Here is a 25,639-nt window from a genome sequence, read left to right as displayed (position 1 = left end):
CCATTGATGACCAGACGTCTGACTCTCTCCGCCCCCGTCAAGGGCCAACCGCTGCGCATTGGCAGCGGCTTTGAAGCCAGCCATTTTGGCGAACACTTTTTCAACGGTCTGATAGACCCCGTGGTGATGGTGGATCACTTCCAGATGACCGCCCCCACCTTCGAGCCCCATCCCCACGCCGGGATCTCTGCCGTCACCTATCTGTTCGAGGATTCGACGAGCCCCCACGTCAACTACGACTCCCTCGGCAATCAGGGCCCCATCGAACCGGGCGCGCTCCACTGGCTGGCGGCCGGGCGCGGGGCCGTACATACCGAGCAGCCGGAGGGGGCATCGCCCTATGTCCACGCCCTGCAGATCTTCGTCAACCTGCCTGCCCGTCAAAAGATGATGTCGCCTTTTGCCGTCCACGCAGCCGCAGCCACCATCCCCGAATTTCATGGCAAAGGGGTGCGAGTACGGGTGGTCGCAGGCCACAGCAACGGGATAACGGCACCACACTCGGCAGAGCTGCCCCAACCCTTTACCCTGCTCGATGGCCATTGCGCGCCCGGCAGCCGCTTCACCCATCTGCTGGCGGCAGGCTGGAATGCCATGATCTATCCCCTGACCGGATCGCTGACCCTGCAGGCGGAGGGAGAGCGGCACCTCATCCCGGCAGGTCACGGGATGGGGGTCAGCCTCTCTGCCGATGGCGGCGAGGCGGTGGCTCTGCAGTTTGAGGCCACCGAGCCATGCCACTTCGTGCTGCTCTCAGGCCAGGCACTCAATGAACCCCTGGTCAAACATGGCCCCTTCGTCATGAACAGCCACGATGCCATTGCAGATCGGCTGCATGCCTATCAGCGCGGCGAATTTGGTCAGCTCAACGATGAGTGGCTGCGCAACGGCCAATATCGGCCATGAGCACGCTCGCTGGCCACCAGCCACAAAGCACCCGCTGGCCTCTGGTCTTCCTCGCCATTTTTGCCGGTGCCAGCGGCGCCCTCTGCCTTGGCAAAGTGCCCGCCGTACTCGGCATACTGCGCAGCGAGCTGGGGCTGACACTGGTCGAAGCCAGCTATCTCGCCTCAGCTTTCAATACGCTGGCGATCCTCTTCAGCCTCTTTCTCGGCCTGTTGCTGACCCGCTGGAGTGGGCGGCAAACCGGGGTTGTGGGGCTTTTGGTTATCGTCACAGGCGGGGCGTTGGCACTACCCGCCACCGGGCTGGCCATGATGCTGCTGTCGCGCATTGTCGAGGGGATTGGCTTTTTGCTGGTCTCGGTGGCCATGCCCGCCTTTATCGTGGCGGTGAGCCGGGAGGAGGATAAGCGACTGGCCTTGAGCCTGTGGGCGGTCAACCTGCCTCTCGGGGCGGCGGCGGGTATGCTGCTCACCCCCTGGCTCACGGCGCAAGGTGGCTGGCGACTGGCCTGGCTGATCCTGATGTTCCCGCAACTCTCTGCCCTGCTGCTTCTGCTCGCCAGTCGCTCGGCAGATAAACTGCGGGTCTGGGCACCCCAAAACTCGATCAACTCGGGCCACCCGCTGCGCCAACTCACGGTGCTCCGGCAGAAGGCACTCTGGCGCTACGGGTTGGCGTTCACGCTCTACAGCCTGATGCTCTGGGCGCTCTTTGTCTGGCTGCCAACCATGTTGCAAGGCAGCCCCGGGATTGGCCAAAGCCAGATCGCCCTGCTCTCGGCGCTGGCGGTGGTCGCCAATATTCCCGGCAACCTGATGGGGGCATGGCTGCTGCGCCGGGGTGTGGCACGAGATCGGCTCATCAGCTGGGCACTGGGCCTGATGGCGCTGTGCGGCATGCTCGCCTTCTGGCCCGGCCTGTCGCCGTGGTGGGCCTATGGGCTCTGCCTCGCCCTCTCCCTGGCGGGCGGTATGGCGCCGCCGGCGATCCTCTCGTCTGCGCAGGGAGTGAGTCAGGGGCCGGTACAACTAGCCATCGTGCAGGGCTTTTTTGTCCAGCTCGCCAACCTTGGTCAGCTGCTGGGGCCCTTGTTGCTGGCGGCCCTGATGACGGACAGCGGCCATTGGGGGAGCGCTCGCTGGCTCTTTCTGGGCGGCTTGATGCTGGTCGCGCTACTCTATGCCGCAGGCCACCTGCCGGGCTCAAGCATGGCTGCAAAACAGGCTCGATCGCATTCGCGGCAAGATGAAAGGTGACGAATAGAGAGGGAAACATCACAGTTATCGCAGGGAATGCTGGCCGGACAAGAGGCTGTTCAGTATGTTAACTGTTTAATCTTGCTTAACGGTAGCCACCATGTCTCAAGTCGATCTCAATCTCTTTCGCGTCCTCGATGCGGTGATCCGCTATGGTGGTGTCACCACGGCCGCCGAGATGATGGAGATGACCCCCTCGGCCATCAGCCAGGCCATCAGCCGCCTGACCAGCCTGGTGGGCGAGCCGCTGTTTGTCCGCCAAGGACGCGGCATCACCCCCACGGCGCGAGCGCTTAGTCTGCACCACGAGATCATGGTGCCGCTGCACGACATGGAGCGCAGCCTGCAGCGCACCGATCTCTTTGATCCCCAGACCAGTCGGCGCACTTTTCGCATCGCGGGGGTGCCCGATATCGATATCTTCTTCCTGCCGGAGCTCAACAACCTGCTGCAGACCCAAGCCCCCAACTGTCAGCTGGAGTGGAACACCCAGGTGCAGGACGAAGCCCTGCGCCAGAACAGCCTCTATCTGCACAGCGTGGATCTGGTGCTGGCCACCAAGCCGATGGCGGAGCAGGGGATCGAAAACGAGCAGATCATGTCCCAGGCCCTGCGCATCGCCTGCCGCAAGGATCACCCCAGGATCCGCCAGGCCCCCGACATGGCCACCTTCTTCAACGAAAAGCACGTGGTATTGCAAACCAGGCGGCTCGACAGCTTGCTGCTCAACACCCTGACCAAGGCGCCGCTGCCGCCGCGCCAGATTGCCTACGAGAGCGACTCCCTGCTCACCGCCCTTCATCTGGTGAGTCGTACCGACTGGCTCTGCGTCGCCAGCCAGTGGCATATGGAGAAGCTGGGGCAAACGCTGGATCTGGCCAGCTATCCCCTCCCCTGGCTCTCGGAGGATTGCCCCGTCTACATGAGTTGGCACAAGAGCTCCGGTCAGGATACCGGGCTTAATTGGCTCAAAGATCAGGTGCGGGCCGTCAGCTCGTTTTAAGTATGCTTAACAGTCAAGCATGCCCATCTCCTCATCCGGGCTATCGCTCTTCTGGACAAACCGCCTTATGGATAATTCCCCTTCAGGATAATCGGGCGCCTTTTCTCAACCATTAAGGCACAGCTCATGACGACATCGTTGTGCCGAAATAGCTGCGCAGCGCCTCCACCACCCGTCGCACCTTCTCCGGGATCTCCCGCTGCGGTGTGATGGCGTGGATCTCCATCGGCGCCACCCGAAAACCGGGCAGCAGTTCGAGCAGACGCCCTTGCGCCAGATCCTCGCCAATTTCTCCCTCCGGTTGCAGCGAGATACCCTGCCCTGCCAGCGCAAACTGGCGCAGGGGCAGCACGTTATTGCAGAGCACCTTGGCCTTGAACCTCACCCTGTGCTCGCCCCCCTTTTCATCCTGCAGCAGCAAACCGTTGCCCAGCATGTCGCCGCAGAGCCAGTCGTGGGTGGCCAGATCGGCGGGCGTGCGCGGCGTCCCCTTGCGCGCCAGATAGGCGGGGGCGGCGCAGAGCAGCATCCGGGTTTGCCCCAGTTTGCGGGCTACCAGAGTCGAGTCGGGCAAGGTGCCGACCCGCAGTGCTACGTCGATCCGCTCGGCAATCAGATCTCGTTTCTCGTCGTCGGCGATGATCTGGATAGTGAGGCCGGGGTGGGCCTGCAACAGCGGGGACAATGCCAGTGCGAGTGGCTGGCCCGCCATCCCCACCGGGGCGGTGATCCGCACTTCACCGAGCAGGGCGTCGCGCACCTCGGAGAGGCGCAGTTCGGTCTCGCTCAGGGTCTGCTGCAACGCCCGGCACCCTTGCCACACCACCTCTCCCGCCTCGGTCAGACTGAGGCGACGGGTGGAGCGATGGAGCAGGGGCAGCCCGAGCAGGCTCTCCAGCTGGCTGATATGCTGACTGACGGCAGAGGGGGTCATGCCGAGGGATTTGGCCGCCCCTGTCATGCTGCCCGCTTCCACCACGGCGGCGAAGATGGCGTAACGTCTGAGCAGTTCCATTATTAAATCCAACTTACAAGTGAATGCATTTTTGAGGTGATTATTAAATCATAAATGGCGGCGTAGGATAGCCCCATTCCAACAGTGAAGGAGAGTTCCCCATGAAGATTGCCCTGATCGGTGCCAGCGGTTTTGTCGGTTCAGCCATCCTGAACGAGGCCATCAGCCGTGGCCATCACGTCACCGCCATCGTCCGCGATGTCAGCAAGGTGGCCGCCCAACCACAGGTCTCCGCCGTGGCGGTGGATGCCCAAAACCCGCAGGCATTGGCCGAGGTGCTCCAGGGGCACGATCGGGTGATCAGCGCCTACAACCCGGGCTGGACCACACCGGATATCTACGACCAGTACCTCAAGGGCGCCAACGCGATTGTCGCAGCAGCCAAAGCGGCCAATAGCTGGCTGCTGGTTGTGGGTGGTGCCGGCAGTCTGGAGGTCGCTCCCGGCGTGCAACTGGTGGATACCCCGGAGTTTCCGGCCGAGTGGAAACAGGGGGCACTGGCGGCCCGCGACGGTCTCACCGCCCTGCGCCGTGAAACCGCTCTCGACTGGCGCTTTGTCTCTCCCCCGGTGTTCCTGAAGCCGGGCGAGAAGCGCGGCGGCTATCGGATTGGTGGCGATCAGGTGCTCTTTAGCGGCGAACAGCCTGCCGGGATCACCGCCGGTGATCTGGCCGATGGCGTGCTGAACGAGGTAGAAAAACCGGCTCACCAGCGCCAGCGCTTTACCCTGGGTTACTGAGAGCCAGCAGGCGGTTAAGGCCAGAATACGCGGTCACTCGCCTGTGCTTTCGGTCAGGTGAAAAACCGCTCAACCAGAAGGGAGGCATCCGCCTCCCTTCTGTTTTGGTCATTTTTGCCACTGGCAGCTTGCCTCTGGTTATCACTCTCCCCCTCATCATTGCCCCTTTACCCCGCAATGGCTGCGCAAAAACCCGTCAACCCATCAGGCGCCGAATTCCATTTCGAATTTTGTATATAACTAAGAATAATTTGTTGTTTCCGTCTTATAACACCGAACAGTAGCATCCCGTTCATTCCAGATGGCGCCACACCGCAAGCGCATACCGCCACGTTGTCGCGCCATCCCGTTTGCCGCTCATCAGGCCAGCCCGCACCAGAGGCAGCAGAAGAGATGGCGCCAGAGATAACGAAAGAGTGAGGAGGTGCACATGGAACATTCACCACTGCCGATCATCGATCTGGCTGCCCTCATCGGGGCACCCGAGGTGCGTCGCCCTATGCTGGCCAGGCTGGCCGCGGCCGCCCGTGATGTGGGCTTTTTCTATCTGACAGGACATGGCCTGAGTGACGCCGAGCAGCGAGAGACCCTGGCGCTGGCAGAGCGCTTCTTTGCTCTGCCGGAGCAGGAGAAACTGGCGGTGCTGATGGTCAACAGCCCCCACTTTCGCGGCTACAACCGGGTCGGTGCCGAGCTGACCCGAGCGCGGCCGGATCTGCGAGAGCAGTTCGATATCATGAACGAGGCGCAAGCCCTGCCTGCGGCCCTGATCCGTGAACCCTGGCAGCGGCTGATCGGCCCCAACCAGTGGCCGACCGCCCTGCCCGAGATGAAAGCCCATTTGCTGGCGTGGCAGGATCGGCTGAGCGACATCACCCTCACCCTGCTGGCCGCTTTTGCCGAGGTGCTGGAGCAACCGGCCAACGTGTTTGACGACAGCATCCGCGGCGCCCCCTATCAGCACATGAAGCTCATTCACTACCCGGGGCAAGAGGCGGGCGGCAGCAGTCAGGGGGTCGGCGCCCACAAGGATCCCGGCTACCTGACGCTGGTGATGCAGGACAATCATTCGGGGCTTGAGGTCGAGACGGCCGATGGCTGGATCTCCGCGCCTCCCCTGCCGGGCGCGCTGGTGGTCAATATCGGCGAGCTGCTGGAGCTGGCCTCCAACGGCTATCTCAAGGCGACCCTGCATCGGGTGGTGAGCCCGCAGCCCGGCGTCTCGCGCCTCTCCTGCGCCTTCTTTATGGCGGCGCGGCTCGATGCCACCGTGCCACTGCTCAGCCTCTCCCCCGCGCTGGCAGCGCAGGCGCAAGGGCCGGAGAGTGACCCGAACAACCCGCTCTTCTATCAGGTTGGGGAGAACGTGCTCAAGGGGCGGCTGCGCTCCCACCCGGATGTGGCGGCGCGGCACTATGGGCCGGTGGAACCAACTCGCCTCCCGCGCACTGAAAGCGAAGCGATAACGGCCTAAGCAGCGTAAAGATCCCTAGGCGGGTATATGCATAAGCTATAAGCCGCATGCACATACCCGCGCTGACAAAAACAACAAGCAACGAACAACAAAACAAGTCATGGCCAGAGCCTGGTCATCACGGAGCAACACGATGAAATTCAAGACCATGAGCGTACACAGCGGCCAGCGGATCGACCCACAGACCGGCGCCCTCACCACCCCGCTCTACCAGAGCAGCACCTTCAGCTACTTCAACGCCCAGGCGGGCAAGGAGCGCTTTGCAGGTCAAGCCCCCGGCTTTATCTACAGCCGCTTTGGCAACCCCACCACCGCCGAGCTGGAGCAGAAGCTGGCAGCCCTCGAAGGTGCCGATGAAGCGCTGGTGGTGGCGAGCGGCATGGCGGCGGTGAGCGCCATCATGTATGCGCTGGCCGACAGCGGCGATGAGGTGGCCTATATCGGCCCGCTCTACGGCGGCACCGATGCGTTCCTCAAGCAGACCTTCAGCCGCGCCGGCATCAAGGTCACCGCTTACGAGAGCGATCGGGATCTGCTGGCCAACATCCGCCCTGCTACCAAGGTGGTACTGTTCGAAACCCTGACCAACCCCACCCTCAAGGTGGTGGATCCGCGGTTGGTGGTGGAAGCGGCCCGCAAGGTGGGCGCCATCACAGTGTGTGACAACACCTTCCTCACCCCCTACCTGCTGCGTCCGCTGGAACTCGGTGTCGACGTGGTGATGCACAGCGGTACCAAATATCTGGGTGGCCACGGCGACATCATCGCCGGGGTGGTGGCGGGCTCTCACGCCCTGATGAAGTCCATCCGCACCGTGGCCCTCAAACATATCGGCTCCCCCATCGGCCCGCAGGAGGCTTACCTGCTGCAGCGTGGGGTCAAGACCCTGCCGCTGCGGATGGATGCCCACCTGCACAATGCGCAGAAAGTGGCCGAGTTTCTGGCGGCCCATCCGGCGGTGAAGAAGGTGATCTACCCGGGGCTTGCCAATCATCCGGGCCACGATGCCCTCGGCGCCTTCGCCAGCGGCTTTGGCGGCATGGTGAGTATTGAACTTGAAGGCGGGTTTGAGCGCTGTGCCACCCTGCTCGATAACCTGCAGCTGTTCGTGCAGGCGGTGAGTCTGGGGGATCTCGAGAGTCTCGCTTGCCATCCAGCCAGTACCACCCACGCCGCCATGGACGAGGCGAGCCGCCTCGCCGCCGGGGTCAACGACGACCTCATCCGCTTCAGCATCGGGGTGGAAGATGCGGACGATCTGATCGCCGATCTGGCCGCCGCGCTAGCGCAGATCTAACCGGGCGCGCTTTTACTCGCCGACAAAACAGCGGCGAGTGAGATGCCTCAAACACAACAACGGCCCATCAAGGGCCGTTGTTGTTTGTTGCGCTATGGAAAGACGGGATTTACTCCTCCCACACCACCACCTGGGATGAGGGCCAGCGATCCCCGACCTGGGCGTACTTTTGCTCCAGCAGGTGACGCTTGATCTTCATGGTGGGAGTCAGCACACCGTTCTCGATATTCCAGGGAGTTTTCACTACCAGAATGCCGCGAATTTTGGCATGAGATTCCAGCTGATCGTTGACCCGTACCCGCGCCGCTTCCAGTCTGGCGTTGACCTCCTCCCGATTGCCCTTCATGGCACTCTCAGCCAGCTGCACCAGCGCAATGGGCTGGGGCATGCCGTAACCAATCACGCAGAGCTGTTCGATAATGGGCTCCTGCCCCAGCAGTCCCTCGATGGGCACCGGCGCCACATACTTGCCCTTGGCGGTCTTGAACACATCCTTCATCCGGCCGGTGATGGTGAGATAACCCTCCTTGTCCAGCTTGCCCATGTCGCCGGTATGGAGCCACCCCTCGGCATCGATGGCCTCGGCGCTGTGCTCGGGATCCTTGTAGTAACCCAGCATCATCCCTTCGCAGCGGCAGAGGATCTCACCCTCGTCGGAGATCTTGATGGTCACCCCAATCCCCGCCTTGCCGACGGTGCCGATCTTGTCAGCGCGGAACGGGTAGTTAATGGTGGAGTAGGCGTGGTTCTCGGTCATGCCCCAGGCTTCAGTCACCTTGAGGCCGATGCTCAGATACCACTCAAGCAGCGCAGGGGAGACAGGCGCGGAGCCGCAGCCGAGTACCCGGGCCTGATCCAGTCCCAACCCCTTTTGCAGCTTGCGTTTGATAAGGCCGGAGATAAGCGGGATCTTGAGCAGCAACTCCAGTTTGTTCTGGGGCAGCTTCTCGTGGATCTTGATGCGGAACATGGCCCACAGCCGCGGCACCGAGATAAAGACGGTGGGACGGCAGCGTTTGACATCTTCGATAAAGGTGTCGAGGGATTCAGGGAACGCGATGGTAGCGCCGCCATAGAGACTACCGCCGTAGATGTAGACCCGCTCGGTAATATGGGCCAGCGGCAGGTAGGAGAAGCCCCGATCGGCCTGGCTCAGGCTCACCGTCTCCACCAGCTTCTCGCACGACCAGGCGTAACGCTCAACGCTCAGCATGGCCCCTTTCGGTTTGCCGGTACTGCCAGAGGTGTAGACCAGACTCAGCAGGGAGTCAGGGGCCTGTACCGGGCAGTCAGGGATCGGCTCATGCGCCTCCAGCAGATCGTCCCACTGGTGGCTGGCCGGCATGGTGTCGTAGGGGAAGGCGATGCGCAGCAGATCGGCGGGGACGCCCGCCTCCTGACTCTTCCAGTCATCCAGCTTGCCGACGAAGATCGCCTTGGCTTCGCTGTGGCGCAGAACATATTCGATGGTGTCGACGTTGGCAGTCGGGTAGATGGGCACGCTCACATACTGCCCCATCTGCATCGCCAGATCGGCGATAAACCACTGGGCACAGTTCTTGGAGAGCAGCGCCACCTTGTCACCGGCCACCAGACCGAGGTGACGCAAGGCCGTCACCATCCGCCGCGCTTCATCGGCCACTTCACCCCAGGTGAAATCGACATATTCGCGGTTGATGGTTTGACGCAGGTAGGTTCGATCAGGACACTGCCGCTCCCAGTGATAGAGCATCTCGAGCGGCAGTTTATTGGCAATGCGTGAGGAGGAGGCCATAGTTTAATCCCTGAAACAAAAGGCGAAACTTATTATTAACCTTTCACTAACTTCAGGGGAAGGATAAACTCAAACTTCAGTTTGAATTGTGTATCCGATCAAGCTTCTGCGTCTTGTTGCAAACGACTCCACATCGCCTGCACCAGTTTTTCATCCTCTTCAGAAAGCTCACCTTGCAAGATCGCCTCGTTGAGGCTGCGCAGCACATAGCTCTTGACGTCCCGCACCAGGGTCTTGCCTTCCAGCTCGGCCCGGGCAACGGCCAATGAGATATGACCTCGCAGGTAACCCCCCGCAAACAGCTCATCGTCGGTCGCGGTAGCAACCATGCTGTCGATCAGTCCCAACAACTTGTGCTCAAAATCGTGAATCGTCATGTAACGCAGCCTCATTTGCGGCAAAAAATTCGGGGGTATGGAACCGCAATCCGGTTGATTGCAGCTCTCTGGCGCCAGGCCAGCAGCGTCCTTGGCGTCCTATTCCGGGTTGGCCACCGGGTAGATGACCTGATCCTTGTATCCCGTGGTTATTCGCAGATAACCACGCAACGCCCGGTTTAATTGCGGATCATCGGTGTCCACCAGCAGCGGCCTGCCCGCAAGGGCGGCAAGCTTGGCTTTGGTTGCCAGCACCTGGATATTGTCCAGCCCGACACACCGAATCACCTCAGGACTCAATTGCTGATTTCCGCGCCCGAACAGATGTCCCTGTCCGCCGATCAGGGTAATGATCAGTCGGCAGCGACGGCCGCGGATCCGGGTCAGGATCTCGGCGGCGCTGAGATCCTGCCCGATAAGTCGGCCATTTTCCACCAGATCCACACCGAGCAAAGTATTTTCCAGACCGAGCTCAGCCATACAGGCTGCCACCGTGCTGCCGGAGCCCATCAGATAGAGGGTATCGGGCTCCATCTGCTCCACCACACCGGCGGCGAGATCCGCCAACACCAGCTCTTCGGACTCCTTGCCCCCCTGTTTTACCGCCTGTACGTAACGCAGATCGCCGGGCACCTTCAGCTGGCCGTAGTGGCGGGCCCGCACCTTGCCCGCGCGAAACGCCTCCTCGTCGATGTCGCGCACCTCGGCATCGATCAGGCTGAGCAGTTCCCCTGCGATCATCCGCGCTACCACCCGCCCGCTGGCAGCGGGCGTCACCCCGTAGACGCCGGAGTGGATCTTGCACCCCGCGGGAATGCCGAGCACATGGCAAGACTCCCCCACCGCGGCGCAAATATCCCGCGCCGTGCCATCGCCACCGGCAAACAGCAGCAGATCGACCCCGGCTTCGCACATCAGCTCGGCTGCGTGGCGGGTATCGTCAGCAGAGGTGCTATCCCCGGCCGGTTGATAGATGACCCGACAGGATAGTCCCAGAGATCGGGCTACCGTCTCCCCCATCTCTCCCGCCACCGTCAGCAGCTCAAACGGGACGCTCAGCTCGCACAGTGGCAACAAGGCTTGCCGCGCCCGCTCCTGCGCCTTGGGCACGGCACCACGAGCAAGCGCCTCATCCACCACGCCGTCACTGCCCTTGAGCCCCACTGCGCCGCCAATCCCGGCGACCGGATTAATAATGAATCCTAATCGAAACATGCCTGCCTCCCTTGCGATGGCCACCATTTTTATCTTTTCCCCCCTCCGGGACAAGCAGTGGCGCCCCTGCTAGAATGCGCTGCTTCAATTTTCCAACCAATTTTCAACCAAGGTTCAATCATGCTGGAATGGGTTCTTGATCCCTCTGCCTGGGTCGCACTCGCCACCCTTACCCTGCTCGAAATCGTGCTGGGCATCGACAACATCATCTTTATCTCCATCCTGGTCGGTCGCCTGCCGGAGGCGCAGCGGCAAAAAGCGCGCATTCTGGGTCTGGGGCTCGCCATGGGTACCCGGATCCTGCTGCTGCTCTCGCTGGCCTGGGTGATGCGCCTCACCGATCCGCTCTTCACCGTGCTGGGTGAAGCCATCTCCGGCCGTGACCTGATCCTGCTGCTGGGGGGCCTGTTCCTCATCGGCAAGAGTGCTCACGAGATCCACGTCACTCTGGAAGGGGCGGCCGAGCCGGAGAGCGTCAGCAAAGCGGCCTCGGGCTTTATCAGCACCCTGATCCAGATCGCCATCCTCGATATCGTCTTCAGCCTCGACTCGGTGATCACCGCGGTCGGCATGGCCGATCACGTGCCGGTGATGGTGCTGGCCATCATGATCGCCGTCTTCATCATGATGTTTGCCGCCAAATCCATCGGTGATTTCGTCGACAGCCACCCCACCATCAAGATGCTGGCCCTCTCCTTCCTCACCCTGGTGGGTTTCGCCCTGATGGCCGAGGGGATGGATCTGCATATTCCGAAGGGCTACATCTACTTCGCCATGGCCTTCTCGCTGGTGGTGGAGATGATCAACATCCGCCTGCGCAGCCATCACGACAATAGCGGGCAAAATAGCGCGCAGTAACCCTGCCCCACATGCCCCCGCGACCCCAGCTGTCGCGATCAAAAAGAGCGCCGGTCGGGCGCTCTTTTTTTATGGGTAACGAAACGATGAAAGGGTTATTGATCGCTGATGACGATGGCAACCCGGCGGTTGGCGGCCCGGCCCTCTCTGGTCTTGTTATCCGCCAGCGGCATGGTCTCGCCACGGCCATGGATCTCCAGATTGGCTGGCTTCATGCCGACCGAGACCAGCACATCGGCCACCGACTGAGCCCGCTTCAGGGAGAGCTGCTGGTTGTAGCTGCTCTCGCCGGTATTATCGGTGTGGCCATCCACCCGCGCCTTGTCCAACCCTACGCCAAGCAGTGTTTTACCGAGTTTTTCAACGGATTGGCGAGTCTGGGGATTGAGCGCCCCCACGTTGTTGGCAAACAGCACCCGGTTGGCCAGATCCAGCGTCCACCCCTCATCGGTCAGATAAAAGCCCTGCTCCTTGAGCACGGCGATTTGCTCCGGGGTCAACCCCTTGGGCGCGCTCTGGCAACCGGCCAGCAGCGACAACATCAACCCCAGCAGGGTCACTTTCAACAGGTGGGTGATCTTCATGGTTTGCTCCTTGTTTATGTTGTTATTCTTGCCAGTCAGGCGATGGTTTGCTGTTCACTGCGGCGCGCCCGTTTCGCCAGATACATGGCTGCATCGGCCTGATCACACAGCACGCTGGCACTCATGCCCGCCTGATAGACGGCGAAGCCGACACTCACCCCGGCCACCAGCTGACGACCGTCACGCAGCGCCACCGGTTCGCTCATCGCCTGCTGGATGCGGCCAATCACCTCTTCCACCTCATGCTGTCGCTGGAGTGGGCCAACCAGCACCGCAAACTCGTCACCACCGAGGCGAAACACCAGATCATCCGGACGCAGCTGATGCTGCACCCGTCTTGAGAGCGCGATCAGCACATCGTCACCGGCGTTATGCCCCAGCGTGTCATTAATTTGCTTGAAGCGATCGCAGTCGAGATAGAGCAGCGCAAACCCCTCTTGCTCGCCGAGGGAGATGGCCTGCGCGAGCCGCGCTTCAAACAGGGCGCGATTGGGTAGACCGGTGAGGGCATCGTGGGTCGCCTGATGGAGCAAGCTCGCATTCTCGCGGGCTTGCTGGGCCTGCCAGGCTTGCAATTCATCCAGCAGGGAGTTGAAGTCATCCCCCAGCTCGTTTAGCTCAACGATATCGGCCGGTGGCGCCCGCATCCCCAGGGTGCGTTGTCGGCGTACCGAGTGGGCGACAAGTGCCAGTTTGCGCAGCGGTGCGGTGATGGAGACCTGCATCCGGTCAGCCACATAGAGTGCCACCATGGCGCTCAGCATCAGACAAACCACCATCACCAGCAGCGCCGAGAGCAAAAACAGCAACAGGTATTCACCGTGGCCGCGCAGCTCGATGGTGGCGATCTGCTCACCACCCCGCAGCATGGGGAGTTTGACAGGCCCCGGCATCAGCAGTTGGGCCAGATAGTCTTCGAGCGTCACCAGCGGGTTGCTTCTGGGGCGCTCCCAACTGGCGAGCAGCTGGCCATTGGTCAGCACGATAGTGGCTTCAGCCACCTCTTCCTTGGCAACGATGCCACTGAGCGCCTCGCTCGCCGCCTCCTCATCGTGGAACACCACCGCAGCCTCGGCGCTGTAGCTGATGGCGCGTGCTACCAGCTCCAGATTGTGGTCGGCGTAAAAACGCACTACCAGCAGGGCCACCAGTGTAAAAAAGAGTCCCGCCACGCTGACGGCTGTGATGGCGGCCACCAGATGGGTTCGCCCCAGGCTCTGACGCAGGGTCAGACGGCGGGGAGCCGCGCTCACCTGTCGTCTCATGGAACCCCCTTGTCGGCATGGGCCAGCTTGAGCACGGCGGGATGCACCCGCACGCCGCTCAGGGCCAGGGCATCGAGGTTCACTTTAAACCGCACTCGCACGCTGTCCGGCGAGGTCTGCAGGCAGAACACCGAGCTGGTGGAACAGTCGTGGTTGTATTCGCTGATGCTGAGCACTGGGTGTCCCTGCAGGCGGGCAAACAGCGCAATCCGGGTCGGCTCGTCGAGCACTCCCAGATAGAGCACATCGCAGTGATCGCTGATGGCCGGATCGCTCGCCTCGTAACGATGGACCTGCACGGTGCGCCCATTGGCCTGACGATCGATGGTAAAGAGAGCGCCGGCATATTCGGTCGGCGCCGCCACGCACATGCGCAGCACCGCAGGCTCGGTGGGCCAGCGGGTGTAACTCATGATATCGAGCACCAGCTCCCTGACCGCCGTCGCCCGGCTCTCTGCGGCCGTTTCCGCCAGCGCGCGGGGCAACAGCAGGCCAAACGCAACCAACAGGAGCGCCAGACGGGCAGTTAAACGGGGGGAAAAGAGTAACAGCATGATCGGGAGGTGGTCGCCTTGACAATACCGCTGCTATGGCATTGCGGTTCGGGTACATGAACCCAGATAGTAAGTTGGCTGACACTGGCCTGACAAGTCTCACCCCGCCATCAACTACGGAGTTCGTGTAAAGAAAACGGAGAGCCCGTCTGGTAACGGGCTCTCTGGTGGCAGGCAACAAGACGGAAATCACTTCTTGCTGATGCCGTATTCCCGCAGCTTGTTGGCGATGGCGGTATGCGACACGCCCAGGCGTTTGGCCAGCTGGCGCGTTGACGGGAAGGCGGGATAGAGCCGGGCCAGCAGCTGGCTCTCGAAGCGCTTCACCGCATCGTCGAGATTCCCCTCAAACCACTCGTCGATCAGCGGCATGGTATCGGCCGCCACCGGCAGGTCGATCTGCTCGGGCCCCAGTTCATCCCCTTCCAGCAGGGTCATGGCACGGTAGAGACAGTTGCGCAGCTGACGCACGTTGCCCGGCCAGCGGTAGGCGGTCAGGTAGTCGGCCATGTTGCGGGTAAAGCGCGGACGGGGTCGCTGCAACTCGCTGGCAAAGCGGGAGACAAACTGCTGGGCCAGCACCATGATGTCTGCCTTGCGCTCGCGCAGGGGTGGCAGCGCCAGACTGAGTACGTTGAGGCGATAGTAGAGATCCTCGCGGAAGGTTCCTTCGTGCACCAGATCCAGCAACTGCTTCTGGGTAGTGCAGATGAAACGCACGTTGACCTTCACCTCTTGCTCGTCACCGACTCGGCGGAATACCCCATCCTGCAACACCCGCAAAAACTTGGTCTGCAGATGGGGAGACATGTCGCCGATCTCGTCCAGCATCAGGGTGCCGCCACTCGCCAGCTCCAGCACACCGCGCTTGCCCTCGGTGTTGTTGCCAAAGGCGCCGGGGGCATAACCAAACAGCTCGCTCTCGGCCACGTTATCGGGCATGGCGGCGCAGTTGAGGGCCATAAAGGGGTGGCTGGAGCGCAGGCTGGCCCCGTGACAGGCACGGGCCAGCAGCTCCTTGCCGGTACCGGTCTCACCGACAATCAGCAGCGGCGCGTCCTGCATCGCCAGTTTGCGCGCTTGCGACAGCACCTCTTTCATCTTGGGGCTCTCGGCCTGCAGATGCTCGAAGCCCCCCACTTCCACCGCATGAAGCGCGCTGAAGTGCAGGCCGACCCGACGGGCAGATTTGAGCACCACCACGGCACCGGCCAGCGCCTGCTTGCCGCGGGCTTCCGCCACGAACAGCGGCATCAGATCCGCCAGATACTCTTCGCCATTGAAACTGAGCTTGCAGGTCTGCGGCTTGATCTCACTCGCCTCCAGCCAGCGGGTGAAAGAGAAACCCTTGACCAGCGAACCGAGCGCCACCCCGCGCACCTCCTCCACCGGCAAGCCGAGGGTGGTGAGGGCAGACTGGTTGGCCTGGGTCACCTTGCCCTTGCTGTCGAGGGAGAAGACCAGATCCGGCAGCGCCTTGAGCAGCGCCTCGATCTCGTGATGCTCTCGCTCGGAAGGCATGTAGGGGATGGTCTTGACGTCGTAGACGCCGGGAATACGGCGGATCTCCGGCATCAGGTGCTGAAAATCACTGAACTCCAGCTCGGGAAAGTTGAGATAGATGATGCCTGAGGTATCGATTTCGATGCCGCGCAGATCGATATTGTGCTCCACCAGGCGGTCGAGCAGTTCCCGGGTCAGGCCCAGGCGGTCTTCACAGCTGACTTCAAGACGCATTCGGGACACACTTCCTAGCTAACTCTATGAATGAGCGGATAATACAGTCTCGATCCCCCCAGTGCGAGCGCCAGCCCATAAAAATGCGGGCCCGCCCCGCTTTCGCAGGCAGGCCCGGGTCAATCGATGACGCTGCTGTGGGGCGCGATTACCGGAGCAACTGATCAGTGCGCGCCGCCATGATGAAGTCGTTGCGATGCAAACCGCCGATCTTATGCATCCACCAGCTGACGATCACCATATCGCTCACTGGATGAGTGGTGGCGTTCACTTCAGCAGCTCATCCGTGCGTGCAGCCATGATGAAGTCGTTGCGGTGCAAGCCGCCGATCTTGTGGGTCCACCAGCTGACGGTCACCTTACCCCACTCGGTCAGAATGGCCGGATGGTGGAACTCCGCCTCCGCCAGCTCGCCCAAGCGGTTGGTAAAGGCCAGCGCCTCCTTGAAGTTGCGAAACGTAAATTCCCGTCGCAGTTGCAGCGCCCCTTCCTCCACCAGCGGCTGCCAGTCGGGAATAAGCTGCATCAGCTCGCGCAGCTCCTCATCGCTCACCTTGGGGGCATCGGCGCGACACGCTTCACACTGTTGGCTGGCCAGTTCGGACATGGGTTACTCCTGCTTGAATTAATGAAAAATTAATGAAAATGAAATAGGGTTGTTTGCTTTTGGTCAGCTCGCCTGTTTGCCAGCGGCAACCTCAAAACGTGGCGGATAGAGGCCAAGCCGACTGGCCTCCGCCAGAGCAGCCATGATCTCCTCCCCGGTCAGCTGGTAGAGATGATCGAGACTCGGCAGCACAAAATAGGTGGGCTGCATGATGTCAATGCGATACGGGGTGCGCAGCACAGTCAGTAGATCGAAGGGTTGCAGCAGCGGCTGGCCGGAGAGGGCATAGGCGGTCTCGCCGATGGAGGAGAGAATGCCGCCACCGTAGATACGCAGCCCGTCAGGCGTGGCCAGTAGGCCAAACTCCACGGTGAACCAGTAGAGCCGCGCCAGAAAAACCCGCTGCTCCTTGCTCGCCTGCTGCCCCAACTGACCGTATAGGTGGGTGAAGTGGGCAAAGGCCGGATTAGTCAGCATGGCGCAGTGGCCAAAGATCTCGTGAAAGATATCGGGCTCTTGCAGGTAGTCGAGCTCGTCCCGGCGCCGGATAAAGGTCGCTACCGGAAACTGGCGGGTGGCCAGCAGGGCGAAGAAGCGATCGAACGAGATAAGCGCAGGCACCGCCGCCACCGACCAGCCGGTCGCAGGCTGCAAGACGGCGTTGATCTCGGCCAGCTGGGGGATGCGCTCACGGGGCAGCCCCAGTCTGTCGAGACCGGCCAGATACTCGTCACACCCCTTGCCAGCAAGAGCGGCGAACTGACGTTCGATCAGGACCTGCCAGGTACCATGCTCCTCGTTGCTGTAGTGGATCACCCCGTCAGCATCCGGCTGGTGGGCGGTGTAAAAGGTTGCCATAGCGGTTCCATCCTCTGGCGCCACATCAGGCGCCTTGCCGTTTCATCACTGTTTCACTGTAACGAAATGGCAACAAAAAAAGCAGCCGACCCATGAGCCGGCTGCCGGAAACAGTTGTAAATAAATTGTGACAACCCGCTAACCAGTCCCCACTACAGCTTGACCATGATATGGCGCGGCACCGTGTAATCCTCCAGCGCATAGAGGGAGAGATCCTTGCCGTAGCCCGACATCTTCATGCCGCCGTGGGGCATCTCGGAGGTGAGCATGAAGTGGGTGTTGATCCAGGTGCAGCCATATTGCAGGTGGCTGGCCACCTTGCTGGCGAGGCTCAGATCCTTGGTCCAGACCGACGAGGCGAGGCCATAGTCCGAGTCGTTGGCCCACTGCACCACCTGCTCGGCATCGTTGAAACGGGTCACCGACACCACAGGGCCAAACACCTCGCGGCGCACGATCTCATCCTCCTGACGGGCCCCGACAATCAGGGTCGGCTCGAAGAAGAAGCCGTTGCCTGGGCGGATCTTGCCCCCCGCCGTCACCTCCACATGACCGCTGCTCTGGGCACGCTCGACAAAGCTGGCGACCCGGTTGCGCTGTCTGTCCGAAATAAGCGGCCCCATCTCCACCCTCTCCTCGTACTGGCTTCCCACCTTGATGGAGGCCACCGCATCGGTCATGGCGGCGACGAACTTGTCGTAGATCTTGCCCTGGGCATAGATACGGCAGGCGGCGGTGCAATCCTGGCCTGCGTTGTAGAAACCGAAGGTGCGAATGCCCGCCACCACCGCCTCCAGATCAGCATCGTCGAAAATGATGACCGGCGCCTTGCCTCCCAGCTCAAGGTGGGTGCGCTTCATGGTGCGGGCAGCGCTTTGCAGGATCTTCTGGCCGGTGGCGATATCGCCGGTGAGCGACACCATCCGCACCAGCGGGTGCTCCACCAGCGGCGCCCCCACGCTTTCCCCCCGCCCGCAGATGACGTTGATGACGCCGCGGGGGAAGATCTCGCTGGCCAGTTCGGCAAGCCGCAAAGCGGTGAGCGGGGTCTGCTCGGAGGGTTTGAGCACCACCGTATTGCCCGCCGCCAGCACCGGCGCCATCTTCCAGGCCGCCATCATCAGCGGGTAGTTCCAGGGGGCGATACTGCCCACAACACCAATGGGGTCGCGGCGGATCATGCTGGTGTGCCCCTCGAGATACTCCCCCGCCAGCGGCCCTTGCAGGCAGCGGGCCGCCCCGGCAAAGAAGCGGAAGCAGTCCACCACCGCGGGCAGCTCGTCGTTGAGCACCGCCAGATAAGGTTTGCCGCAGTTGAGGGATTCCAGCGCCGCAAACTCCTCGGCGTGGCGCTCGACGAGATCCGCCAGACGCAGCAGCAGGTTGCTGCGGCTTGCCGGGGTGGTGCGGCGCCACTGGGCGAAGGCGCGCTGGGCACCGTTCACCGCCCGGTTCACCTGTTCGAACGAGGCTTCGGGCACGGCGGCGATCTGTTCGCCGTTGGCCGGGTTGAGAATGGGTTCGGCCTGCCCCTCGCCGGTCACAAACTGGCCATCAATCAAGAGTTGGGTAGAGAGTTTCATGGTTGCATCCTTGCGCACGCGTTGAGTCATCATTTGCCACTGCCAGCGACATCATGGGTGTCGCGAGTGAGGTAGTAGGCAAGCAAAATAGGGATAGTGGTGAAGGCCACTATGATGAGGGCCACCACGTTGGTGACCGGCCTGTCACGGGGACGGATCAGCTCCTGATACATCCAGATGGGCAGGGTGGTCTGCTGGCCCGCAGTGAAGGTAGTAACGATCACTTCGTCAAAACTCAGGGCAAAGGCCAGCATGCCCCCCGCCAGCAGCGCCGTGGCCAGATTGGGCAGGATCACGTAGCGCAGGGTCTGGAAGCCGTCGGCCCCGAGATCCATCGACGCCTCGATGAGGCTCTGGTTGGTGCGGCGAAAACGGGCCAGCGCATTGTTGTAGACCACCACCACACAGAAGGTGGCGTGGCCGATAACGATGGTCCAGAAGCTGAACGGGATCTCCATCAAGCCGTAGGCCGAGCGCAGCGCGATACCGGTGACGATACCGGGCAGCGCGATGGGCAACACCAGCAACAGCGACACCACCTCCTGACCGAAGAAGCGGCTGCGGGCAATGGCCCCTGCCGCCAAGGTGCCGAGGATCATGGCTGCCAACGTCGCCAGCCCCGCGACCTCCAGCGACAGCTGGATGGCACGCCACACATCGGGGCGATTGAGGGTCACCTCGAACCACTTGAGGGTGAGCCCGGGGGGCGGAAACTGGTAACTCTTGCTCTCGCTGGTGAAGGCGTAGAGGAAGATAAACAGAATGGGAAAGTGCAGGAACAAGAGTCCACCGATGGCGGCGTACTTGAGCAGGCCCGAAGGGCGCTCTCCCTGACGGCTCACTGAGCTAGCTGACATGACGGCCTCCTTGCTGCCGGTTCAAAGCGATAGAGTCAAAGCGCATCAAAGGCTCCTAACCGTTTCGCAATCGCCAGATAGATGGCGATGATAAGGATCGGCACCAGCGAGAAGGCGGCGGCAAAGGGCAGATTGCCCGCCGTTCCCTGCTGCATGTAGACCACCTGACCGATATACATGGTCGAGTTGCCGATGATGCCGGGGATGATGTAATCACCGAGGGTCAGCGAGAAGGTGAAAATGGAGCCCGCCACCACACCGGGCAACGCCAGCGGCAGGATCAGGTTGCGAAAGGTCTGGGCGGGTGTCGCCCCCAGATCGCTGCTCGCCTCCAGCAGGGATCGCGGTATACGCTCCACCGCTGCCTGAATGGGCAGGATCATGAAGGGCAGCCAGACATAGACGAACACGATAAAGGTGCCGAGCCGCGAAAAAGAGAGCGACGGGCCACCTATCACCGGCAGGGAGAGGATGGCATTGAGCAGCCACTCCAGCCCCATGCTGTCGGCCAGCCAGCTCACTACCCCCTCCTTGGCCAAAATCAGCTTCCAGGCATAGACCCGCACCAGATAGCTGGACCAGAGCGGCAGCATGATCCCCACATAGAACAGCGCCCGGGTCTTGCCACTGGTGTAGCGTGCCATGTAGTAGGCAACCGGAAAACCGAGCAGGGCGCAGGCCAGGGTCACCAGCAACGACATGCCGACGGTGCGGCCGATCACATCCAGATTCTCCGGCCGCAGCAGGGCGACGAAGTTTTGCAGCCCCAGCTCGTGGCGCACCTGACCGCTGAACTCGTCCAGCCCGAACAGAGAGTTGGAGAGCAGCATCAGCAAGGAGCCGACATAGATGATGCCGAGCCACAGCAGCGGCGGCCCCAGCAGGATCGCCAGCAGCAGGCCGGGCCGACCATAGAGCAGGGTCGAGAGGCGCCGCAGCGGCCTGAAACGGGCAGGTTCGGGCTGATGGTTCATGGCAAGACTCGCACTGTGAGGGGCACTCATGGCTGCGCCCCCTGATGGGCGCCGCTCAGGCGATGGATAGCCTGCTCCGGCCAGCTGAGGCTGACCCTGCTGCCACGCGCCAGACGGGCCTGCCCCTCATTGGGGTGGTTGACGATGATCTCGAGCTGCTCCCCGAGATCAACCCGATAACGGACGAAGGGACCCAGATACTCCACTTCACGGATCTCCCCCGACCAGCCCGGCGTGCCCGCCTCAGCGAGCCGGATCCGCTCCGGGCGCACCATCATCTGGCTGCCGTCGCCGCACAGCCGTCTGGCCTGCTCCCCTTCGAACAGATTGACGGTACCGACGAAGCGGGCCACAAACGGCGTCGCCGGAGCGTCGTAGATGGTATCGGGGGCGGCGATCTGCTCAATCTTGCCCTGACTGAAGATGCAGATCCGGTCGCTCATTGAGAGCGCCTCCTGCTGATCGTGGGTGACGAAGATAAAGGTGATGCCCAGCTGGCGTTGCAACGCCTTGAGCTCAAGCTGCATCTGCTCGCGCAGCTTGAGATCGAGGGCCCCCAGCGGCTCATCCAGCAGCAGGATGCGTGGCTGGTTGATAAGCGCCCGGGCGATGGCGATGCGCTGGCGCTGGCCGCCGGAGAGCTGGCTCGGGCGGCGCTTGCCGACCCCGGGTAGTCGCACCAGCTCCAGCATCTCGTCCACCTTGCGGTAGCGCTGTGCCTTGGCCACCCCCTTGAGCATCAGGCCATAGCCGATGTTGTCGCGCACATCCATGTTGGGAAACAGGGCATAGTCCTGAAACACGGTGTTCAGGTTGCGATCGTAGGGGGGCACGGTGGAGCAGGGCTCGCCGAACAGGCGGATCTCCCCGTCGCTCGGGTACTCGAAGCCCGCGATCATCCGCAGGCAAGTGGTCTTGCCGGAACCGCTCGGCCCCAGCAGGGTAAAGAATTCCCCGGAGGGGATCTGGAAAGAGATGTCATCGACCGCCTTCACCTCGCCATAGTGGCGGCTGACCCGGTCAAATTGTACGGCGTTCATGGGGCGTCCTTGTCTGTGCTGGGATGGGCCGGACTCCTGTCCGGCCCGCTTGATTATCCGCTCTCGGCAGTCGTGCAGAGGAGACGCAGCGCCCCTGCCGTTGGCAAGGTGGCAGCGGTTCCGACCACCTTGCTCACCCCGCCTTAGCGGCCGCCCAGAATGGCGATATAGTCGGAAACCCAGCGGTAATAGGGCACGCAAGTTCCCTGGCTCTTGCACTGGGAGACCGGAGTGCGCCAGAAGCGAACCCGATCGAAGTTGTCGATACCGTTGGTTTTGCACCCGGTCGGGCCCAGCAGGGCATTGCCCTCACAGGCGGCAGGTACCACAGGCACCGAGCCAAACCAGGCGGCGAGATCCCCCTGCAGCTTGTTGCTCAGGGAGTGCTCCAACCACTTGTAAGCGCAGGTGAGGTTCTTGGCATCGCTGTGCACCATGCTGGTATCGGCCCAACCGGTCACTCCCTCTTTCGGCACAGTGGTGGCGATGGTCTGCTTGTCGGCAATCAGGGCATTGGCCTGGAACGGCCAGGAGCCTGACGCGACCACCCCTTCGTTCTTGAAGTCATCGATCTGGACGAAAGCATCATGCCAGTAGCGTCCCACCAGCTGGCGCTGTTTGCGCAGCAGATCGAGGGAGGCCTTGTACTGATCCTCGTTCAGCTCGTAAGGATCCTTGATACCCAAGGCAGGCTGATGGGTCATCAGATAGAGGGCGGCATCGGCGATGTGGATCGGGCCGTCAAAGGCCTGCACCCGCCCCTTGTTGGACTTGCCATCCGCCAGGGTCTGTTCCTCGAATACCACGTTCCAGGAGTCCGGTGCCTTGGGGAACACCTTGGTGTTGTACATCAGGATATTGCCGCCCCACTGGTAAGGCACGCCGTAGTGCTTGCCATCCACAGTGTGCCAGGGGGCATTTTGCAGCCGGGGATCAATCTTGCTGTAGCTCGGAATGAGCGCCAGATTGAGCGCCTGCACCTTGCCACCGGCAATCAGACGCAAGCTGGCATCGCCGGAGGCGGTCACCAGATCGAAGCCCCCCTCGTTCATCAGCGCCACCATCTCGTCCGAGGTGGCCGCCGTCTTGACGCTCACCTTGCAGCCGGTCTCTTTTTCGAAGCCGGTCACCCAATCGTAGTTCTTGTCGGTCTCGCCACGCTCAACGTAGCCAGCCCAGGCCACGATATTGAGCTGGCCTTCACCCTTGCCGAGCTCGGTCGGGGCAGCCTGGGTCTGGCCTGCCAGCAGCGCCGGCACAAGAGCCAGCATCAGAGGGGTCAATTTCATCATGCACTCCTTGCATTGTGTTGACTTGCATCAGGTGAAGGAACGCCGCCATTGGCGTTAACATCCTGTTAACCAGCAATGAGCTTAGGGGAGTGGCAATACGATGAATATTTCAATTTTTGGTGGCTCAGGTATCAGCTAAATCGATATCGAGTGCAGATGAATCTGATTTTTGGTGGCCACCCCGCAAGAGATGGCTAGCGAGGGAGCGCCTGACGGGCCCGCAACCGGCTCTGATCCCGCGCAATATCGATAAATTCCCGCGCCGTCCAATCCAGCCGAGAACCACGGCGCCACACCAGCCCGATATCGATGGCGGGAATAGGCTCCTTGATGGGGCGCGCCTCGACCCGCTCCTGCTCCAGCGACCAGGGGCGATAGGCAAAATCGGGCAACAGGGCGACCCCGAGCTGGCTGGCGACCAAACTGCGCACCGCCTCCACCGATGCGGTGCGCAGCACGATACGGGGGGAGATGCCGTAGCGGCGCAGGCCGCCACCGATGATCTGATCGAGCTGATCGGCGGTCAGCGAGATCATCGGCTCCTCCCCCAGCGCGGTGAGCGAGAGGGTCGACTCGGCGCAGAGCGGGTGGTTGGCGGCCAGCCAGAGCCGCAGCGGCGAACGGGTCAGCAATTCGGTATCAAACGCCTCTTGCCGGATGGTGCGGTTGGTCATCAGGATCCCCACATCCACCTCGCCGTTGACGATCTGGTGCTCCAGAAAAGGCTGTTCATCCTCCTTCACCTCGATCTGTACCGCCGGAAAGGCGCGGCGAAAACGGCCGAGCGCCTCTGAGAGGTAGTAACCCGCCACCAGAGTGGTCACGCCGATGGTGAGTCGTCCCTGATCCTGCTGGGCCACCGCTTTGAGGGAGTGGCTCGCCTCGGTCATGGCGCCGAGAATGCGGCGGGCGTGGAGCAAAAACTGGTGCCCCTGAGTGGTGAGGGTGACGCCGCGCGGATTGCGCTCGAATAGCGGGGCGCCGAGCTCGGTCTCCAGCTCGCGAATGGCGCTGGTGACCGCCGACTGGGAGATATGCAACTCGGCGGCGGCGCGACTCACTGAGAAGCTGTCGGCCACGGCCACAAAATAACGGATCTGGCGAAAGGTAAAGTTCATCGGGCATCCTTGCCGATTGGTACTATTGGTGTGATTGGTAAGATTGACTGCCAGCTTAACCGTAAACGGGCGTCTCGCCAAAACCGGACACTGCTGCCAACTCAATGATCTGCCGATTAAAACCATGCCCCTGCGGCTTGGCGAGCACAACAGAGGCATGGGTCATCGCAGCAAGGTGCAGACAGGGCATCAGGATTTGTTGAGATACCCCGCCAGCTGGCCGATCAGCCGCTTGCGCAGCTCGCCGAGTTTGGGTTTCTCGTCCGCACACCAGGGCAGCGGGCGGCACGCCTCTATGGTGCGCAGGCCAAGGCGAGCGGTGAGCAGCCCGGCCCCCACCCCTTGTGCGGCGCGGGCAGAGAGCTTGGCGGCAAACTCGGCGCCCAGCAAGTCCATCCCCACCTCGGTCACCAGCTCGGTGGCACCGGCGTAGAGCATGTTGCGAAACACCTGACGGATGAGGCGTATGCGGCTCCAGTAGCCAAGTTCGATGGCGTAGACATCGGCGATATCCTCGATCATCCGCAGGTTGCGCCACAGCATCAGCATCATGTCGACGGTGGCGAGCGGGCTTAACGCCACCAGCACCGCAGCCTCCCCCGACCATTTGGCCACCCGCGCCTGCGCCAGCTTGTCGCGTTCGCTCAATACCAGCTGACTGTAGAGGGTCAGCACCTCCCGATCGCTGTGGCTCTCATCGAGCTGAGCCAGCCAGGTTTGATACCCCTCGCGCCCCTTGTCGCCACTTTTGACCGCCAACCCTTCGCAAAAGGCCTGCCCCTGCCCGACTCCCTGATGAGCAAGCAGATCTTCTGCTCGCGAGCGCACATCTTGACGCCGCTTGAGGGTGCGCAGCCGCAGCCACTCGCGCCCCACCACGCTGGCGGTGCCCGCCGCCACCAGCGCCGAGGCCGCCAGCCAGGCGCTGCCCCAGAGCGGGGTGGTGAGGAATTGATCGTAAAGAAAGGCGCCATACTGGCCCAACGAGAGCAGACCGACTGCCCCCAGCCCCCACGCCAGCAGCCGATGGCGGCGGCGCGGTTTGCTGACGAGGGCGCTCTCCACCTCGGTGAACTCGTCCAGCTCATCTAGACGCTCGAAACTCGCCTCCTCCAGCCGCTGGGCCGGTGCGGGCGGGCGCTCGTCACTGGCCACCGTCAAGGCAGGCTCAAGGATCACCTTGCCCTGCAACGGTGGCCGCTCTTTTATCTGATCGTTCATCGCCTTATTCTCCTGAAAACAGTCTCCTGCGGGCG

At 62.0% G+C, this 25,639-nt stretch carries 24 protein-coding genes and 1 pseudogene; 7 read left to right on the top strand and 18 right to left on the bottom strand.

The window, feature by feature from the left end:
• Nucleotides 1–6: 6 nt before the first annotated feature.
• From I6L49_RS04005 to I6L49_RS03995, 3 genes are all read left to right on the top strand, one after another.
• Nucleotides 7–906: a pirin family protein gene (locus I6L49_RS04005; protein WP_216950651.1), complete on the top strand. Its 900-nt coding sequence runs from the start codon at nt 7–9 to the stop codon at nt 904–906.
• Nucleotides 903–2,162 carry a CynX/NimT family MFS transporter gene (locus tag I6L49_RS04000; protein WP_216950650.1) on the top strand — a complete coding sequence of 420 codons (1,260 nt, stop codon included), beginning with the start codon at nt 903–905 and terminating at the stop codon, nt 2,160–2,162. Before I6L49_RS04005 ends, I6L49_RS04000 begins: the two co-directional genes overlap by 4 nt.
• 100 nt (nt 2,163–2,262) lie before the next feature.
• Complete coding sequence (locus I6L49_RS03995; RefSeq protein ID WP_216950649.1) at nt 2,263–3,165, top strand: LysR family transcriptional regulator; 903 nt, start codon at nt 2,263–2,265, stop codon at nt 3,163–3,165.
• Between the two features lie 124 nt (nt 3,166–3,289).
• Here the strand turns inward: I6L49_RS03995 and I6L49_RS03990 are convergent, their stop codons facing one another.
• Nucleotides 3,290–4,180 carry a LysR family transcriptional regulator gene (locus I6L49_RS03990; RefSeq protein ID WP_216950648.1) on the bottom strand — a complete coding sequence of 297 codons (891 nt, stop codon included), beginning with the start codon at nt 4,178–4,180 and terminating at the stop codon, nt 3,290–3,292.
• Nucleotides 4,181–4,281: 101 nt separating this feature from the next.
• On the opposite strand from I6L49_RS03990, the gene I6L49_RS03985 reads away from it, so the two are divergent.
• From I6L49_RS03985 to I6L49_RS03975, 3 genes are all read left to right on the top strand, one after another.
• Entirely contained in the window at nt 4,282–4,920 is a 639-nt protein-coding gene (locus tag I6L49_RS03985; protein ID WP_216950647.1) for an NAD(P)-dependent oxidoreductase, read from the top strand.
• Between the two features lie 430 nt (nt 4,921–5,350).
• The gene (locus I6L49_RS03980; RefSeq protein ID WP_216950646.1) at nt 5,351–6,394 is read left to right on the top strand and encodes an isopenicillin N synthase family oxygenase; all 1,044 of its coding nucleotides are present in this window, start codon (nt 5,351–5,353) and stop codon (nt 6,392–6,394) included.
• A gap of 133 nt (nt 6,395–6,527) precedes the next feature.
• Nucleotides 6,528–7,691 (top strand): PLP-dependent aspartate aminotransferase family protein, encoded by a 1,164-nt coding sequence (locus I6L49_RS03975; RefSeq protein WP_042052882.1) that lies wholly within the window; start codon nt 6,528–6,530, stop codon nt 7,689–7,691.
• 109 nt (nt 7,692–7,800) lie between these two features.
• Here the strand turns inward: I6L49_RS03975 and I6L49_RS03970 are convergent, their stop codons facing one another.
• The 3 genes from I6L49_RS03970 to I6L49_RS03960 form a co-directional block, all read right to left on the bottom strand.
• Complete coding sequence (locus I6L49_RS03970) at nt 7,801–9,465, bottom strand: AMP-binding protein (protein ID WP_216950645.1); 1,665 nt, start codon at nt 9,463–9,465, stop codon at nt 7,801–7,803.
• Nucleotides 9,466–9,563: 98 nt separating this feature from the next.
• Nucleotides 9,564–9,842, bottom strand: a complete 279-nt coding sequence (locus tag I6L49_RS03965) for a YfcL family protein (RefSeq protein ID WP_005333639.1) — start codon at nt 9,840–9,842, stop codon at nt 9,564–9,566.
• A gap of 99 nt (nt 9,843–9,941) precedes the next feature.
• A complete protein-coding gene (locus tag I6L49_RS03960; protein WP_216950644.1) occupies nt 9,942–11,057 on the bottom strand; it encodes an ATP-NAD kinase family protein in 1,116 nt (371 codons plus the stop codon).
• Nucleotides 11,058–11,177: 120 nt separating this feature from the next.
• On the opposite strand from I6L49_RS03960, the gene I6L49_RS03955 reads away from it, so the two are divergent.
• The gene (locus I6L49_RS03955) at nt 11,178–11,915 is read left to right on the top strand and encodes a TerC family protein (protein WP_127006498.1); all 738 of its coding nucleotides are present in this window, start codon (nt 11,178–11,180) and stop codon (nt 11,913–11,915) included.
• A gap of 95 nt (nt 11,916–12,010) precedes the next feature.
• Here I6L49_RS03955 and I6L49_RS03950 read toward each other — a convergent pair whose 3' ends face one another.
• The 14 genes and pseudogenes from I6L49_RS03950 to I6L49_RS03885 all read right to left on the bottom strand — a co-directional run bounded on the left by I6L49_RS03950 (nt 12,011) and on the right by I6L49_RS03885 (nt 25,604).
• Entirely contained in the window at nt 12,011–12,499 is a 489-nt protein-coding gene (locus I6L49_RS03950) for an OmpA family protein (protein ID WP_005333642.1), read from the bottom strand.
• 35 nt (nt 12,500–12,534) lie between these two features.
• Nucleotides 12,535–13,764: a diguanylate cyclase gene (locus tag I6L49_RS03945; protein ID WP_216950643.1), complete on the bottom strand. Its 1,230-nt coding sequence runs from the start codon at nt 13,762–13,764 to the stop codon at nt 12,535–12,537.
• Nucleotides 13,761–14,318, bottom strand: a complete 558-nt coding sequence (locus tag I6L49_RS03940) for a YfiR family protein (RefSeq protein WP_005333646.1) — start codon at nt 14,316–14,318, stop codon at nt 13,761–13,763. Before I6L49_RS03940 ends, I6L49_RS03945 begins: the two co-directional genes overlap by 4 nt.
• Nucleotides 14,319–14,507: 189 nt before the next feature.
• Nucleotides 14,508–16,055, bottom strand: a complete 1,548-nt coding sequence (gene tyrR / locus I6L49_RS03935; RefSeq protein WP_005333656.1) for a transcriptional regulator TyrR — start codon at nt 16,053–16,055, stop codon at nt 14,508–14,510.
• A 148-nt stretch (nt 16,056–16,203) separates the two neighbouring features.
• Nucleotides 16,204–16,293 (bottom strand): annotated as a pseudogene (locus I6L49_RS03930) (4a-hydroxytetrahydrobiopterin dehydratase); the annotation flags it as partial.
• Between the two features lie 29 nt (nt 16,294–16,322).
• Nucleotides 16,323–16,661, bottom strand: a complete 339-nt coding sequence (locus I6L49_RS03925) for a 4a-hydroxytetrahydrobiopterin dehydratase (RefSeq protein WP_019444917.1) — start codon at nt 16,659–16,661, stop codon at nt 16,323–16,325.
• 63 nt (nt 16,662–16,724) lie between these two features.
• Nucleotides 16,725–17,519, bottom strand: coding sequence for a phenylalanine 4-monooxygenase (gene phhA / locus I6L49_RS03920; RefSeq protein ID WP_216950642.1), 795 nt, complete (start codon nt 17,517–17,519; stop codon nt 16,725–16,727).
• A gap of 152 nt (nt 17,520–17,671) precedes the next feature.
• Nucleotides 17,672–19,102 carry a gamma-aminobutyraldehyde dehydrogenase gene (locus I6L49_RS03915; RefSeq protein WP_216950641.1) on the bottom strand — a complete coding sequence of 477 codons (1,431 nt, stop codon included), beginning with the start codon at nt 19,100–19,102 and terminating at the stop codon, nt 17,672–17,674.
• Between the two features lie 29 nt (nt 19,103–19,131).
• Complete coding sequence (locus I6L49_RS03910) at nt 19,132–19,959, bottom strand: ABC transporter permease (RefSeq protein WP_005352644.1); 828 nt, start codon at nt 19,957–19,959, stop codon at nt 19,132–19,134.
• 35 nt (nt 19,960–19,994) lie between these two features.
• On the bottom strand, nt 19,995–20,963 hold the full coding sequence (locus tag I6L49_RS03905; RefSeq protein ID WP_216950640.1) for an ABC transporter permease: 969 nt from the start codon (nt 20,961–20,963) through the stop codon (nt 19,995–19,997).
• On the bottom strand, nt 20,960–21,973 hold the full coding sequence (locus tag I6L49_RS03900; RefSeq protein WP_139407866.1) for an ABC transporter ATP-binding protein: 1,014 nt from the start codon (nt 21,971–21,973) through the stop codon (nt 20,960–20,962). Before I6L49_RS03900 ends, I6L49_RS03905 begins: the two co-directional genes overlap by 4 nt.
• A gap of 143 nt (nt 21,974–22,116) precedes the next feature.
• Nucleotides 22,117–23,262 (bottom strand): ABC transporter substrate-binding protein, encoded by a 1,146-nt coding sequence (locus tag I6L49_RS03895; RefSeq protein ID WP_216951579.1) that lies wholly within the window; start codon nt 23,260–23,262, stop codon nt 22,117–22,119.
• 197 nt (nt 23,263–23,459) lie between these two features.
• Nucleotides 23,460–24,383, bottom strand: a complete 924-nt coding sequence (locus tag I6L49_RS03890) for a LysR family transcriptional regulator (RefSeq protein WP_005346246.1) — start codon at nt 24,381–24,383, stop codon at nt 23,460–23,462.
• A 189-nt stretch (nt 24,384–24,572) separates the two neighbouring features.
• Nucleotides 24,573–25,604: a YcjF family protein gene (locus I6L49_RS03885; RefSeq protein WP_139740384.1), complete on the bottom strand. Its 1,032-nt coding sequence runs from the start codon at nt 25,602–25,604 to the stop codon at nt 24,573–24,575.
• Nucleotides 25,605–25,639 lie beyond the last annotated feature (35 nt).

The sequence above is a fragment of the Aeromonas sp. FDAARGOS 1419 genome, from assembly GCF_019047045.1.
GTDB classification, from domain to species: Bacteria; Pseudomonadota; Gammaproteobacteria; order Enterobacterales; family Aeromonadaceae; genus Aeromonas; species Aeromonas veronii.
This window is presented reverse-complemented; position numbering and strand designations above follow the sequence as displayed.